Source organism: Paenibacillus sp. P22 (genome assembly GCF_000469945.2).
In the GTDB taxonomy this organism is placed as follows: Bacteria; Bacillota; Bacilli; order Paenibacillales; family Paenibacillaceae; genus Paenibacillus_O; species Paenibacillus_O humicus.
Genome location: NZ_CBRA020000093.1, coordinates 1 through 14,774, shown reverse-complemented (window position 1 = coordinate 14,774; position 14,774 = coordinate 1). Strand labels below are relative to the sequence as shown.

The window sequence follows — 14,774 nt, the reverse complement described above, 5'->3', positions numbered from 1 at the left end:
AAGTGCGTTCTGTTCAAATTGTTGTTACAGTTCCATAATAGCATTTACCGGCACGAGATAACATCAAGGAGTTGAATTCAAGTGCAATCAAGCTCAAGAAAAAATACGCTGGCGCTGCTTTCGCTTGCCATCAGCGCCTTTGCCATTGGAACGACGGAATTCATCAGCGTAGGACTGCTGCCGATGATTTCCGGAGATTTGGACATACCGGTCACGATGGCCGGATTGACCGTGACGCTGTACGCGCTCGGGGTCATGTTCGGCGCCCCGGTGCTGACATCGCTGACCTCGTCCATTCCCCGCAAGACGCTGCTGATCGCCATCATGCTGGTCTTCATCGCCGGCAACAGCCTGGCCGCCTTCTCGACCGGCTTCGGCATGCTGCTCGCGGCCCGGGTGCTGTCGGCGCTCGCGCATGGCGTGTTCATGTCGATCGGTTCGACGATCGCCGCCGATCTGGTTCCGGAGGACAGGCGTGCCAGCGCAATCGCGGCCATGTTCACGGGTCTTACTGTCGCGACGGTGACGGGAGTTCCGCTCGGGACCTTCATCGGCCAGCAGCTGGGATGGCGTTCCGCTTTCATCGGCATTGTGCTCATCGGAATTATCGCTCTCGCAGCGGCATGGGTGCTTGTGCCCGCTCAAGGCTTGCGTCAGGGAGAAAGGACGCCGCTGAAGGAGCAGGTCAAGCTGTTGACGAGCGGCAGGCTTGTGTTGGCCTTCCTCATCACGGCGCTCGGTTATGGAGGGACGTTTGTCGTCTTCACTTATTTATCCCCATTGCTCCACGAGATAACCGGATTCAAGGAATCCGCAGCGGCGCTGATTCTGCTTCTGTACGGAATCGCCATTGCCATCGGGAATCTCATCGGGGGAAAAGCGGCCAACCGCAGGCCGCTGCCGGCCCTGCTCGCCATGTTCGCCGTACAAGCCGTCATCCTGCTCGTCATGATGGCGGCGCTGCCGCATAAGATCGCCGGACTGATCGCGGTGTTCGCGATGGGGCTGTTCGCCTTCATGAACGTGCCGGGACTCCAGCTCCATGTCGTGCAGCTGGCGGAGCGTTACGCTCCCAAGGCGGTCGATGTCGCTTCGGCCGTCAACATTGCCGCATTCAACGGCGGCATCGCGCTGGGAGCTTGGCTGGGCGGCATGGTGACCGACCATATGGGGTTGATCCATACCACGTGGATGGGAGCTATCATGGTGGCGTCCGCAGTTGTTTTGACCGCATGGAGCCTGCTCTTGGAGAAGAAAAGCTCGAAGGTTGAAGCGATGGCTGCCGAAAGGCAGACGGTCTAAGCTTCAGGCAGTGTTGAAGTTGAATTGCGTTCTGGAAAGCAGGAGCAGTCATGCAAATGCAGTCATAAAGAGCAGTCGCGGCTAGAGCAGTCATGCAAGTGCAGTCAGGACACGGGAGCAAGAGCCAAAGACCGAGGTTGCATTGCACAAGGATGCATGACAGCAATCAAGGAAAGGGAGATGGGAATGAACGCATTTACGAATCGAACGGTTGCGTTGGCCAACGGGGTCGCCATGCCTTGGCTCGGCATGGGGGTATTCAAGGTCGAGGAGGGGCAGGAGCTCGTCGAGGCGGTCAAGGCCGCCGTTCGCCTTGGTTATCGGAGCATCGATTCGGCCGCTGTCTATGCCAACGAAAGCAGCGTCGGGCAGGGCATCCGGGAAGCGCTGGAGGAGAACGGACTGTCGCGGGATCAGTTGTTCGTCACCTCGAAGGTATGGAATGCCGACCTCGGCTATGAGGAGACCTTGGCCGCCTATGAGGCCAGCTTGAGCAAATTAGGATTGGATTATCTGGATCTGTACCTGATTCATTGGCCCGTTGCCGGGAAATACAAGGATGCTTGGCGGGCTCTCGAGACGCTGTACAAGGATGGCCGTGTGAAGGCGATCGGCGTCAGCAACTTCCATGTCAGCCATCTGGAGGATTTGATGAAGGACGCTGCGGTGCGCCCGATGGTCGACCAGGTCGAGTTCCATCCGCTGCTGTCGCAGCCGGAGCTGCGCCGTTTCGCCAAGGCGCAAGGCATCCAGCTGGAAGCCTGGTCGCCGCTGATGCAGGGCCAGCTGCTGGATCATCCGCTGCTGTCGGACATTGCCTCCAGACACGGCAAATCCGTCGCGCAGGTCCTTATTCGCTGGGATCTCCAGCATGGCGTCATCACGATTCCGAAATCGACGAAGGCGGAGAGGCTGGCCGAAAACGCAGCCGTCGACGATTTCGAGCTGACGCCGACCGAGATGGAGTCCATCGACGCTCTCAACGAGAACCGCCGCGTTGGCCCGGACCCGGACAACTTCGATTTTTAAGCACGAAAACATGCTCCGCAGACGGAAGGTGGAAACCTTCCGCTGCGGAGCGTTTTTGTTGAAGGGGCGAGCCGAAGGGCAGGACGCCGGCGAACGGACGCCCTAGATCACATTCTGCCGCCCTTCCTCGGCCCGGTCCATCGTGAAGCCGATCAGCCGTCGCAGATCCGCCGTGCGGATGGGAGCATGCTCCCCGGAGCGGCTCAGCAAGTCGCATAGCGCCACCATATCCTCCAGCAGCGACAGCTCCCGCCACCGCTCCGGCAGGAAGCCTCCGCCTGACCGGTAGCCGGCGGCGAAGGCTTCCTCGGCGGCGGTGCCGCGAGGCTCGTAGCGGAGCCAGTTGCCGATGTCCGCCATGGCGCTGCCGGCATAGGCGAATTCCCAGTCGAGAACGGCCGACAGCTCGCGGCGGCCGCCTGTCCTCACGCCAAGCACGTTCAATGCGTTGTAGTCGGAATGGACGAGCACGGGCAACATGGCATGCAGGTCGAGAAGAGGCGAGAAGCTGACGCCGAAATGATCGAGCCTCCGCGTCGCTTCCGTTCCAAGCAGGCTTCCTGCTGCCGCCTCCAGGCAATGCGCGATGAATTGCCGCCAGCCCTCTCCGTTCAAGGCGAGCGGCTCGCTGACCGCAAGCTCCCCGTCCAGGAAGCCGGCTTCCTGGAAACGGATGTCATGGATGGCCGCCAGCGTACGGCCGGCTGCATGATGCCATTCCGACTTGGCATCCATGCTGCCGGAGCGGAACTCGTCCGCGAGCAGCACGCCGGGCATCCATTCCATGATCGCCCAAGGAGCAGGATAGAGCGAGCCGCTCCAGTCGGAAGCCAGGAGGCGCGGCACCGGAAGGCTTCCAGCGAGCAAGCGGGAAATGGACGCTTCCTTGCGCGCGACCACAGCATTCTGCCTGTAGATTCTCAGGGCGTAGGAACGCCCTCCCGAATCCAGTTTGTACACGAGGTTGCTGAGCCCGGCTCCGGTGCGTCGAGGCGTGCAATGCCGCAGCTCCGGCAAGGCGGCTGCAGCAAGCTCGCGGATGATGTGCGGCTCCGGCTCGGGCGGCGTTTCTCCTCGTTCCCAATTTTCCTTCATACGTCGGGTCTCCCCTTTCAAATCCAAATTGCAGTCATCTCACCAACAATCCTGCAAAAGCATAAAGTAGGCATATGCCAATATCGAGATGGAGTGAGAGCCTGTGCTTGAACCGTTTTCTGCTGACGGCGTGTCCGAACATTCCCCTGTGGAACCGTTCCCTGAACGGTTCCGGCTGCTTGGGCAGCAAGGAGCCGGCTTGGCGTTGACGGCGGCTGTTCCGCTCGGCATGCCTGCCGGCTTCGACAGCCGAGGCCTCTTCGGCAGGTTTGGGAGCTTCGGTTCGAAGGAAGGCAAGGGAGCGCCGGGAGGCAAGACCAAGTCCGTGCCGAAGCCGCTGGCCAAGTTCCTTCCGAAGGAGCTGCTGCAGGTTGATGCGCTGAGTCCCATCTCGATTCAGGTCATTTTCAGCAGGCCGCTGGCGGACGAGGAGCTCGAGGCGGATACGGCGAGGGCCTCGTTCAAGCTTGGAAGCGATCTGGAGCTGTCCGGTACGCCCCGCCTGAAGGCGGGGACGAAGGCCAGCTACATCGTCCCGACTGCTCTGCAGCAGCCGGGCAAGCGTTACACGCTCTCCTATCGGGGCGGCGACAAGCTTGGCTTCAAAGCCGGCGTAGACCGCCTCTTCTTCCGTTATGTGCGGCAGATCTCGTACGACACCATTGAAGTGGTGCCGCTTCTCGCCGACGGCGTCGCCGATTGCGGGATGGTGTGCGCGGATGAAGCCGGGACGGACTGCTCGGGCCCGCTGCTGAAGCTGAATCCGGACAACGTGAGCGGCGGCAGGCACTATCAGATCGTGCCGCCTTTGGAGGGAAAGACGGTACGGGTGTGCCCTGCAGGAGGCTTGCCTCTCCTTGCCGGATATGTGGAGAGGACACAGCTCGAAGGCGGCGTGCAGGCCCCGCAGTTTCGCCTGCCCGAAGGGTATGCGTTCACTCCGGGACAGCTCTATGCAGCGGATATGGATTGGGGCCGGATCGGCCGGGACGAGTTCGCGGGGAGCGCCTGGCAAGCGCTCAAGATCAAAGGAGTCCGCTTGATCGAGCCGGATCTGATCCGGGTCGAGCTTGCCGCCGACCCTGGTTGCGATCTATTCGCCGGACGCATGCTGCAGCTCGCCTGCCATGGCGAGGCGTCCAAGCGGGCTTCGTACGTTCCGGGCAGCAGAGACGGCGCGGCGGGCGAATTCCGCCTGCTTCCGGGCTGGAGCCTCCAGCCGGGCAAAACGTACCGCGCCGCCCCGATCGGGCCGTGGGCTGCCTGTCCGCCGGAAGGCATGCCGCTCCAGTCGCTCGCTCCAAGTATAACAGGGACGGCACCGAGGGCGAAGTCCGGCGCTCGATGAGGATGGCCATACCGAGGCGGTTATATGGGTTATTTTCATTGGGATTTCCAATCCCCTCCCGGATAGAGGAGTTCGACAAAAGCGGGTCTTTCGTCGGACTCCGGCTGAAGGTTCGACAGGCGCGCGCATAGTTCCAAGGCTTCCTTTCGACAAGAGAGCAGGACCTCGGATTGACACGATGTAACCGATTTCATAAGGCATTGAGGCAAAAGACCTGCCAAACATCGCACCGTAATCCCCGCTGCCGAAGGGGGAATGGTCTGCATTCCGGGAGTTTGGTCCCTTGCCTCCTTAATGGCCGCGACTCTATAGTGAAAGGGATACTTGCCGCGTTTGCTCTTCTTTGCGAGACTGCCCTGACCGCTTGAGCCGCCTTAGTGACATGGTTGTCCCGTTTGATGGACGCTGCTGCCGCCTTGTTTGACCGATGGAGCATCGCCTGGATCGAGGGTTGCTCTGTCGACGCGTTTGATGGGATAGCAGGGGTACTGAAGAGACAAGCCGCTTCAAAATGGAAACGCTTACGAAATAGGCGGAATTGTTTTGGACGCGAAGGGGAAAGCCGGCCGGCAAAGTAATTCGGATTCATTCCGCAAAATGTAATCGATAACATTTAAGGCATTATTCATTCACAGGGAGGTTCAAGCCATTCATGCCAACGATGAAAAGAACCCAGGCCGATAAGTCCAGAAGCGGCCGATTCAGCCGCCGATCTCCGTCCGTACGCCGCCCGGCGGTACGGTGGCTGGCTGGAGCGACGGCCGGCTCGCTGCTGCTCGGCCTGCTGCCGCTGCATGCCGCCGCCGCGCCGGCAGATCCGGCGTCGCTGCCGGCTTATTACAATCCGTCGAAACCGACGGCAGAACGCGTCGCGGACCTGCTCGGCCGGATGACGCTGGACGAGAAGGTCGGCCAGATGGTCCAGGCGGAACGGGCATCCGTCACGCCGGAGGATGTTCTGGCCTACGGGCTCGGCTCGGTGTTCAGCGGCGGCGGCTCGTTCCCGAACGGCAAGCTGGCCGACAGCACTCTTGAGCAGTGGACCAAGCTGTACAACGGCTATCAGGACGGCGCTCTGTCGACGCGTCTCGGCATTCCGCTCCTGTACGGCGTGGACGGCGTGCACGGCCATAACAACGTCAAGGACGCCACGCTGTTTCCTCATAATATCGGCCTGGCTGCGACGCATGACGCCGAGCTGGTCGAAAAGGCGGGCGCTGCGGCAGCGGCGGAAATCCGCGCCACCGGCATCAACTGGACGTTCGCGCCGACGCTCGCCGACGTCCAGAACATCTCCTGGGGCCGGACCTACGAAGGCTTCGGCGACGATCCGGCCGTTGCGGCGGAGCTTGGAGCGGCTTACATCAAGGGGCTGCAGGGCGGGAAGCCCGGGGATTTGCAGCGGCCGGACAAGGTCGTCGCCACGGCGAAGCATTTTATCGGGGAGGGTTACACCGACAACGGCATCAACCAGGGCAATGTGACGCGGTACTCGGAGGAGCAGATCTGGGCGCTTGAGAAGCAGGTGTACGAGGCGGCCGTCCGAGCGGGCGTCGGCACGGTAATGGCTTCGTACCACAGCATTCAGGGCCTCAAGATGCATGCCAACCAGCGGCTCCTGCAGGACAAGCTCAAGGGAGAGCTCGGGTTCAAGGGCTTCGTCGTCTCCGACTACAACGCGATCGACCAGATTACGAAGGACTGGCAGGGCAACGCCGTCAGCGGCTTGAAGGCCCAGGTCAAGACGGCCGTCAACGCGGGCGTCGACATGATCATGGAGCCGGACAAGTGGAAGGAGGTCGTGACCGACCTCAAGCAGCTGGCCGAGGAAGGCGGAATCTCACAGGCGCGGATCGACGACGCCGTGTCGCGGATCCTGACGGTGAAGTTCGATTCCGGCGTCTTCGAGCATCCGAAGTCCGACCCGGATCAACAGGCCGCATTCGGCTCGGCTCAGAGCCGGGCGGTCGCTCGCGAAGCGGTCGCGCAGTCGCTTGTGCTGCTCAAGAACGATGTCGTTCCGGGCGAGGACGGCTCCGAGTCGCCGATTATGTCCCAGCTGTCCGGAATGAAGGATATTTTCGTTGCCGGCAAGGCGGCGGGCGATATCGGCAGGCAGGCAGGCGGCTGGTCGATCACATGGCAGGGCAGCGCCGGGGCGATCACCAAAGGCACGACGATTCTGCAAGGCTTGCAGAAGGCGGCGGAGTCCGGCGGCAAGAAGGTGACCTACAACGAGCATGGCCGCGGCGCGAAAGGCCATGACGCGGCCATCGTCGTTGTCGGCGAGATGCCGTATGCCGAATCGGACGGGGATACGTCCAACCTTAACCTGAATACGGAGGATCTGGCCACGCTGGCCAACGTTCGGGCTGCCGATCCGGAGCTGCCGATCGTTCTCGTGCTCGTCTCGGGCCGCCCGATGACGATCGGCGACCAGCTGAAGGACATCCAGGGGCTGGTAGCCGCCTGGCTCACCGGCACGGAGGGCGATGGAGTCGCGGACGTGCTGCTCGGGAGCAAGGACTTTACGGGCAAGCTGCCTTTGAAATGGCCGTTCAGCCTGAGCGCCTACGATCATGCCGGCGATTCCGGGCAGTTCCTGTTCAAGACGGGGTACGGCTTGACCAAGTCGCAGCCGACTCCGGATGATCTGCCGCAGCCTCCGGCTCAGCCGGACACGAGCATTCCGGTTCCGGGCGTCGTGCAGGCGGAGGATTACAGCGCGATGAGCGCGCCGGGAGCGGTGCAGACGGAAACTACCCAGGATGAAGGCGGAGGCAAGAACGTCGGTTATATCGATGCCGGCGACTGGCTCCAATACGAAGTCAATGCGCAAAGCGGCCTGTACGACGTCGAGGTGCGCTACGCCTCTTGGGGAGATTCATCGGGCGTCAAGATTCTGGACGGAACCGCCAAGGAGCTCGGCTCCGTGAAGCTGCCGAAAATCAACAGCTACCAGGACTGGGGGACGGCCGTCCTGCATGGCGTTCCGATAGCCGCCGAAGGCAGGCAGAGCCTGCGCATCCTGTTCACGGGGGGGAGCATGAACCTCAACTGGCTGAAGTTCTCCCGCACGGGAGACGCTCCGGCTGACGGAGGCCAGCCCGGCACCGGGGAGCCGGGGGACGGCACGGTGCCGGAGGTGATTCAGGCGGACGCGGTGCAGAGCTGGACGACGAGCGAGCGCGATCCCGGCAATATCCAGTGGTATTATGCGGACCGTTCCAAGCCGGAGGACAAAAAGCTGGAGCAGCAGCAGCCTCTTGATATCGTCCGGCCGAACGAAGCCGCTGGAACGGTCCTTTCCCTCGATCCGGATGTGACTTATCAATCCATGGTCGGCATCGGCTCGTCGATGGAGGAATCGACGGTCGGCAATCTCGCCAAGATGTCGGCGGACAAGCGCAAGGAGCTGCTGGGCAAGCTGTTCGATCCGGCGGAAGGGGCGGGCATGAGCCTTGTGCGCGTGACGATCGGCACGGCCGATTTCACCGGGCAGCCGTTCTACACCTATGATGACATGCCGGCAGGACAGACCGATCCGGGCCTGGAGCATTTCTCGATTCAGAAGGACCGCGACCTGCACATCATTTCCACGCTGAAGGAAATCCAGGCGATCAACCCGGACGTGAAGTTCTTCGCTTCTCCGTGGAGCGCGCCAGGCTGGATGAAAACGACGGGCAGCATGATCCGCGGAGAAATCAAGGAGGAGTATCTGCCGGTCTATGCGGACTATCTCGTGAAGTTCGTGCAGGCTTACCAAGCGGAAGGCATTCCGATGGAAATGCTGACCGTGCAGAACGAGCCTCTGCTGGAAATCGATTATCCGAGCACGAAAATGTCTTGGCAGCAGCAGGCAAGGCTGATGGTGCTGCTGCGCCAGAAGCTGGATGCGGCGGGCTTCGGACACGTCGGACTGCTCACGTACGACCACAATCCGGGCGACACGATGGCTTATCCCGCCCAGCTTCTGCGCGACAAGGCCGCATACGCGGCAGTGGACGGAACGGCTTTCCACGATTACGGCGGAGAGCTGAGCGAGATGACCAAGCTGCATGACCTGTTCCCGGACAAAAACGTCTACTTGACCGAACGCGCGGTCTGGGGCACGAAGGGAGCCGACCGCATCGCCCAGTACTTCCGCAATTGGGCGCGCAGCTACAATTCCTGGGTCGTCATGCTCGACAGCGACATCAAGTCGCATCAGTGGGTCGGCACGCCGGATCCGACTCCGGTCATCCAGGATTCCTCGGACCGCGACAACTACTGGATCGCTCCGGAGACGTACCTGATGGGCCAATTCTCGAAGTTCGTCCTCCCTGGCTACAAAAGGATCGAGAGCGATTACGGCTCCTCCGGCACCGTGACGAATGTCGCCTTTGTCAGTCCGGACGGACGCAAGGTCGTAACCGTCGCAATCAACCAGACCGACAAGGACCAGCCGATCAAGCTCATGAGCGACGGCACGCAGATCTCCGCGGTCGTTCCGGCCAAGGCGGTCACCACGTTCTCGTGGATTCGTCCCGAGCTGGGCCGGACCGCGCCGGGCAGCTTCCGCGCGGCGGACTTTGACCGCGCTAGAGGCGTCTATCAGACCGATACGGTTACGGGCGAAGTATATGGCCTCAATGAAGGCGAGTCGTCCGAGCCGGCTTCCTTCACGTACGACCTGACGGTCAAGAAGGCCGGCAGCTACTTCCTCGATCTCGGTTATGCCGGACAGCCTTCCGGCGCTTCTGCGGCCATACGGCTCGGATGCCGGGACCTTGACGGTGACGCGCGATACTTACGCAGGGCCGAATCCGTACGGCTATGCGCGGGTCAAGCTGGCGCTGCCCGCCGGCGAGCACGCTCTGGGCGTGACGGCGGAAGGGACCGGCTACAGCTTGCGCGACATTCGCTTGACGACGGCCGGCAATAGCGCCGCCGCCCTGCCGAAGCGGATTCAAGCCGAGCAGGCGGACGAGTCCTCCGGCGTTCTCATCGAAGATGGAGCGGCCGGTACGGTTCCGGGCAGCTGGCTGGATTACCGGGTCAGCGTGCCGGAGGACGGCGCTTATCTGCTGACCTACCGTTACCGGACCCGTGGCGGAGACTCGGCCGCCGACGCTTCCTGGAAGCTGGACGGAGGAGGAGCTGTCCAACAGGATTCCCTCGCCGCGTCCGACGAATGGACGACGCTGACCTCGGCCATTCCGCTGTCCAAGGGGGAGCATACGCTCCGCCTGTCCGTTGGCGGAACGAACGTATCGCTGGACTGGATCGAGATCGGTCCGCGCATCGTCCGCAAGGACAACCCGCCGCTTATTCCGGTTCCGGGCACCGCAAGCGCGCTTGATTACGCCGCTATGAGCGGCCCTTCCGAGGGCGCGGGGGGAGCGGCGGACGGCCATAAGCTGACCGGCATCAAGGCTGGCGACTGGATCGACTACAAGCTGGATGTCCCGGAAGCGGGCAGCTACACCTTCACGCTTGAAATGAGCTCTCAAGCCGGCGGCATGGGCGCGTTCGATCTCAAGCTCGGAGACGCTGTCCTGGCGTCGTACGACGTCCCGCAGATTTACGGGAACTGGGTGAAGAGCCGCAAGACGGCCGCGCTGCCGCAAGGCGAAATCACGCTGCGCCTGGCCGCGAACGTGGAGGGCTTCGAGATCGGGGCGCTGGCCATCGAGCCGCTCCACCTCTTCGCCGCGGACGCTGGCGGCATCCTGAACATCGAGGCGGAGAGCTACTTCGATTCCGGACGCAATGCCATCGAGACGAATAAAGCGGCCGGAACGGCCAACGTGGGCTACACGAATGCGGGCAATCTGCTGCGTTATCGGGTGGACGTCCCGCAGGACGGCAACTACAAGGCGACCTACCGCTACGCGACGAAGCAAGGAGGAGTATCCGCTGCCCTGTTCGCGGACGGCGAGCTGAAAGGCACCGCGGCGCTGCCGTCCACAGGCGATTGGGGCGCGTACAAGACCGTCTCCCATATCGTCTCCCTCAAGGCGGGCGTGCAGGAGATCGGCGTGCTGGACCAGGGAGACGGCTTCAACATCGACTGGATCCGGCTGGAGCCGACGTCCGAAGAGAACCGGCCGGCGCTCAGCCGGGCAGCGGTTCCGTCCGCTTCCCTGAAAGCGGGCAAGTATGACTCGCCGCAGGAGCTGCTGCTGGCGAGCGCGACCGATGGCGCGACGGTGTACTATACGCTGGACGGTTCGCTGCCTGCTCCGGACAACGGTATCGCAGCAAACGGTCCAATCGCGGTATCCGGAACCGCCGTCATCCGCGCAGCCGCTTTCAAGGATGGCTTGCCGGGCAGCTTCACGGCCGCATTCACGTATGTAACCGGCAAATCGCAGCCAAGCGCGACGCCATCGGCGACACCGAGCGCGACACCTTCGACGACGCCGAGCGCGACACCTTCGGCGACGCCGAGCGCGACACCTTCGGCGACGCCGACGCTTGGCCGCCATACTGGCCGACTCCGTCGCCAACGCCATCTCCATCGGCGGCCCCTTCCGGAGCGGACATCACGACCGCCGTTCCTGTGCTTGATCCCGCATCGGGAATAGCCGCTGCCTCCATCGGCGCCGATGAGCTGAAGCGTGCGGCAGGTATGGGAGCGGCGGGCATCTCGATTCAAGTTCCCGCCCTGTCGGGAGCAAGAGGGTACCGGATCTCCATACCGGCGGCCGCTCTGACAGACGGCAAAGCCGCGCTTGAGATTCGAACGGCTGCCGGGATCGTGACGCTTCCGGCGGAAATGCTGAAAGGGTACGGAGATCCCGCATCCGGAACCGTGGAGCTCGAAATAGCCCGGATCCAAGGCGCGGCAAGCCCATCCGGCGTACGAATCACCCTCTCGGCTGCCGGCAAATCTCTCCTCTGGCGCGGCAAGCTGCAAGCGGTAGGGGTCAAGCTGCCGTACTCGGCAGGCGTGGAACAGTCCGCACATCCGCAGCGCATAACGGTGCGGATGTCGGACGAAAAAGGTATCGCCGCAGCGGTGCCGACCGCCCGCTACAGAGCGGGCTCGGGCACTGTCGAGTTCCAGACTTCGCTGCTTGGGGATTTCCAGATTGAATATGTGGTCAAGGAATTCAAGGATACGGTTCATCTGACATGGGCAGCCGAAGCTATCGACGCTCTGGCCGCCAAGGGCATCATCCGAGGAACAGGAGCTGAAGTCTTCACGCCAGCCGCGAATGTGCGCCGGGCCGACTTCGTCCTCATGCTCGTGAAGGCGCTCGGTCTTCGCGGTGAAGCAGGAGCTTCCTTCGCGGATGTTCCGGCGGGCTCCTATTACGAGGAGGAGGCGGCAATCGCCAAATCGCTTGGGATCGCGGCAGGCAGGGAGGATGGAAGCTTCGATCCTATGGCACCGATAAGCAGGCAGGAAATGATGGCAATGGCAGCCAGAGCCCTGAATTTGGCAGGCCGGCCGCTGCCGGAGGCGTCCGTCTCCGATCTTGACGGCTACAACGATCGGTCCGCTGTAGCGGCGTATGCGGCTGAAGCCGCAGCGGCGCTCGTCAAGGCGGGACTGCTGAGAGGGGATGGCAGCAGCCTGAACCCGGCAGGCCTGACGACACGCGCAGAGGCAGCCGTGCTGATCTATCGTCTGTACGCTTGGATGGACTGACCCGTCCAAGGAGAAAAAGCTTCCCGGCCATTGCGGCCGGGAAGCTTTTTTTATCCCTTCCAAAGCGGAAGCGGCAGGAGGAGAGTCGGGCTGTCCGGCACGCCGATGCAGACAGCAGGCAGGTCCGTATTCATGTGGACCGATCTTCCCCGGAAGCAACGAAGTCAAGCACCTGTGCGAAGGAGACGGGACGATAGTCCCAATGCTCGACCGAGACGTTGAAATAACTGCGCCCGGCGTATTTTTGACCATGGATATGTCCGTGCACGTTCAAATAAGGCATGCTGCGGTTCATGTACATGGGCTCGTGGCTGAGGAAGTAGAAGCCTCGGTATACGATCGGCTGCTCGTGCACTTCGTCGAAGCCGGCCTCAAGCCACCATTCGCGGCTCCGGTCGCGGTCGTGGTTGCCGAGGATCAGATGCTTGTACCCGTTCAAGGCGCCGACGATTTCCCGGGTTCTGCCCAAGCCGCCAAAGGAGAAGTCTCCCAGATGGTAGACGGTATCTCCCTCGGAGACGGCCTCGTTCCAGCGTTGGATCATGGCGGCATCCATTTCCCCGGCATCGGCGAACGGCCGGGATTCATAATCGATGATTTCCCGGTGTCCGAAATGATGGTCCGATGTGACAAATATTTCCGGCATGGCTGTTCCTCCCTTATCGGCTGCATGCGCTATGAAGCGATTGTTTCCATCTTCGCCTAGATGTATAAGTCCGGCAAGGTACGTCCATGATGCGCAGCATGCTGTCGTCCTCCGCAATAAAGGCGGAAAAGCCGCAGGAAACGATCCTGACGGCTTTATTTAGACGGCTTCCGTTTTCCGGCACGCTTGCTTCGGTTGGGCTTATTCCGGGCAGGCGGCGTTTTCTTGGGGCTGCGCGCCGCTCGCTTTTTTCGCCTGGAGGAATCGTGGCGACGATTGGACGGCGGAGACTGCTGAGCAGCCGGAGAAGCGGCTTCCTCGGGAATGGATGCCGAAGCCGAACCGGCCTCGCCCGCCCGCATTCCGTCCAGGAGCAGATCCATCGGACCCGTGTATAAAAACGGCTCGCCGCTTTTTTCCTCCTGCGGCCGAAACCGCTGGGAGTCCACGTAAACAGGCTCTTCAAGAGGCTGCGCGGCCATGATCGAAATCTCTTCATCCGAAATCCGTTCTTTGACGACGACCAGATGGAGCATCATTTGGTAGGCGACATTCATCTGGCTCTGACGAAGCAGGGAGAGCTCATGAGGCTCGTAAAGCCCGTCGTAGGGTGGGAAGTAGAAAAATTCCAGCTTCAGCAGCCTCAGATCCAGCTCTTCGCTTTCCCCTTCGGCAATTTGCTGCTCGGCATCCTCTTCCTCGATCGGCAAGATGACAGCTTCTTCCATCAAGGACCAATTCCGGCTGCCGGAAAGCTTGTATTCGTCCGGATCGACGTAACAGACCGGATGGCGCGTCCAGTAGCGGGGAGCGTGCTCATTCAGCAGCTGACGATACCGGCGGTTCGCGATGTGCGCCGAGACATGGGCATACGGAACGACGATGCACACGACGGCGCGGTGACGGCATACTCGGTAGATTTCGCGCAGCACAAAATCCGCATCCGCGGCATATTGAAGGCTGTTGGAAGCCATGACGAAGTCGACGGTTCCAGCCTCGAACGGAAGCGGGGAATCGAAATCATGAACGAGATCGACGCCATCATAGGGCAGCTTGTCGATCCCGTGGCATCCTGGATGCTTGATCGTCCCGCAGCCCAGGTCTATTTTCACATTACCTCATCCTTCGCGTAAAGCGGTTCATACAGTCTATTCACGAAGGAAGCTTGCCGTCTATGCGGTAGTCCATGGCCTTCAGCTTGGGCTTTATTTGCTTTTCAGTCCGTCTTCGCTCACCGCTGAAAGGGAAAGGAAAAGATGGTATTCCGCTTGTTCGCTGCGAGTCCGCCTGGAGTGGGTCTGCGCGAATTCAATGGCCAGTTTCAGGAACTCCTCGGCTTCTTCCTTGGTCAGGTAAACGTCCGAGTTGGAAAGGGTGCCGGTTCTTTTCCGTCCGGCTTCAGAACTTGCCAGATATTTTTCCTTGGCTGCGTCGAACATATTCGAGGCGAGCTTCTGGGACTCGGATCGGAAAATTTCCTTGATGGACTCGTCATCCGCCTCGTCCCGGCTTATATTGACGGTTCCGTCGTAGGCTTTATAGAATTTCGCTGTAATTCCGTTGATTTGCTTCGTCTCGACCAGCTCCAGCAGGCCGATGCTTTCAAGCTTGCGCGCATGATAATACACTTTGGCCGGAACCTCGCCCATTCGGTCCGCAATTTCCTTGATCGTTGCCGGATGGTCGGATTTATGAAAGAAATTCATGATTTTCAT

Annotated in this window: 10 protein-coding genes; 6 read left to right on the top strand and 4 right to left on the bottom strand. The window is 61.3% G+C overall.

Annotation, left to right across the window (positions count from 1 at the left end; translation table 11 throughout):
• Positions 1 to 81 precede the first annotated feature (81 nt).
• Together BN871_RS14115 and BN871_RS14110 are read left to right on the top strand one after the other, a co-directional pair.
• Entirely contained in the window at positions 82 to 1,302 is a 1,221-nt protein-coding gene (locus tag BN871_RS14115) for an MFS transporter (RefSeq protein WP_048746752.1), read from the top strand.
• A 186-nt stretch (positions 1,303 to 1,488) separates the two neighbouring features.
• On the top strand, positions 1,489 to 2,331 hold the full coding sequence (locus tag BN871_RS14110; protein WP_048746777.1) for an aldo/keto reductase: 843 nt from the start codon (positions 1,489 to 1,491) through the stop codon (positions 2,329 to 2,331).
• 102 nt (positions 2,332 to 2,433) lie between these two features.
• On the opposite strand, the gene BN871_RS14105 is transcribed toward BN871_RS14110, so the two are convergent.
• On the bottom strand, positions 2,434 to 3,426 hold the full coding sequence (locus BN871_RS14105) for a phosphotransferase family protein (RefSeq protein ID WP_048746750.1): 993 nt from the start codon (positions 3,424 to 3,426) through the stop codon (positions 2,434 to 2,436).
• Positions 3,427 to 3,529: 103 nt separating this feature from the next.
• On the opposite strand from BN871_RS14105, the gene BN871_RS14100 reads away from it, so the two are divergent.
• The 4 genes from BN871_RS14100 to BN871_RS29085 all read left to right on the top strand — a co-directional run bounded on the left by BN871_RS14100 (position 3,530) and on the right by BN871_RS29085 (position 12,413).
• Entirely contained in the window at positions 3,530 to 4,774 is a 1,245-nt protein-coding gene (locus BN871_RS14100; protein WP_021881439.1) for a hypothetical protein, read from the top strand.
• 652 nt (positions 4,775 to 5,426) lie between these two features.
• Positions 5,427 to 9,698 (top strand): glycoside hydrolase family 3 N-terminal domain-containing protein, encoded by a 4,272-nt coding sequence (locus BN871_RS29095; protein WP_232313059.1) that lies wholly within the window; start codon positions 5,427 to 5,429, stop codon positions 9,696 to 9,698.
• On the top strand, positions 9,637 to 11,343 hold the full coding sequence (locus BN871_RS29090; RefSeq protein ID WP_232313064.1) for a carbohydrate-binding protein: 1,707 nt from the start codon (positions 9,637 to 9,639) through the stop codon (positions 11,341 to 11,343). Before BN871_RS29095 ends, BN871_RS29090 begins: the two co-directional genes overlap by 62 nt.
• Positions 11,319 to 12,413, top strand: a complete 1,095-nt coding sequence (locus tag BN871_RS29085) for an S-layer homology domain-containing protein (protein WP_048746744.1) — start codon at positions 11,319 to 11,321, stop codon at positions 12,411 to 12,413. The genes BN871_RS29090 and BN871_RS29085 overlap by 25 nt, the downstream gene beginning before the upstream one ends.
• A 130-nt stretch (positions 12,414 to 12,543) precedes the next feature.
• On the opposite strand, the gene BN871_RS14080 is transcribed toward BN871_RS29085, so the two are convergent.
• From BN871_RS14080 to BN871_RS28405, 3 genes are all read right to left on the bottom strand, one after another.
• Positions 12,544 to 13,059 carry a phosphoesterase gene (locus BN871_RS14080; RefSeq protein WP_048746742.1) on the bottom strand — a complete coding sequence of 172 codons (516 nt, stop codon included), beginning with the start codon at positions 13,057 to 13,059 and terminating at the stop codon, positions 12,544 to 12,546.
• Positions 13,060 to 13,214: 155 nt separating this feature from the next.
• Positions 13,215 to 14,171, bottom strand: coding sequence for a methyltransferase domain-containing protein (locus BN871_RS14075; protein WP_021880748.1), 957 nt, complete (start codon positions 14,169 to 14,171; stop codon positions 13,215 to 13,217).
• A gap of 93 nt (positions 14,172 to 14,264) precedes the next feature.
• Positions 14,265 to 14,774: helix-turn-helix domain-containing protein (locus BN871_RS28405; RefSeq protein ID WP_048746739.1), on the bottom strand; the 510-nt coding region annotated here is incomplete at its 5' end.

What these genes read in the sequence shown, in the direction of transcription:
- BN871_RS14110 (WP_048746777.1), top strand. Translation starts at nt 1,489, where the DNA reads ATGAACGCATTTACGAATCGAACGGTTGCGTTGGCCAACGGGGTCGCC.
- BN871_RS14105 (WP_048746750.1), bottom strand. Translation starts at nt 3,426, where the DNA reads ATGAAGGAAAATTGGGAACGAGGAGAAACGCCGCCCGAGCCGGAGCCG.
- BN871_RS29095 (WP_232313059.1), top strand. Translation starts at nt 5,427, where the DNA reads ATGCCAACGATGAAAAGAACCCAGGCCGATAAGTCCAGAAGCGGCCGA.
- BN871_RS14080 (WP_048746742.1), bottom strand. Translation starts at nt 13,059, where the DNA reads ATGCCGGAAATATTTGTCACATCGGACCATCATTTCGGACACCGGGAA.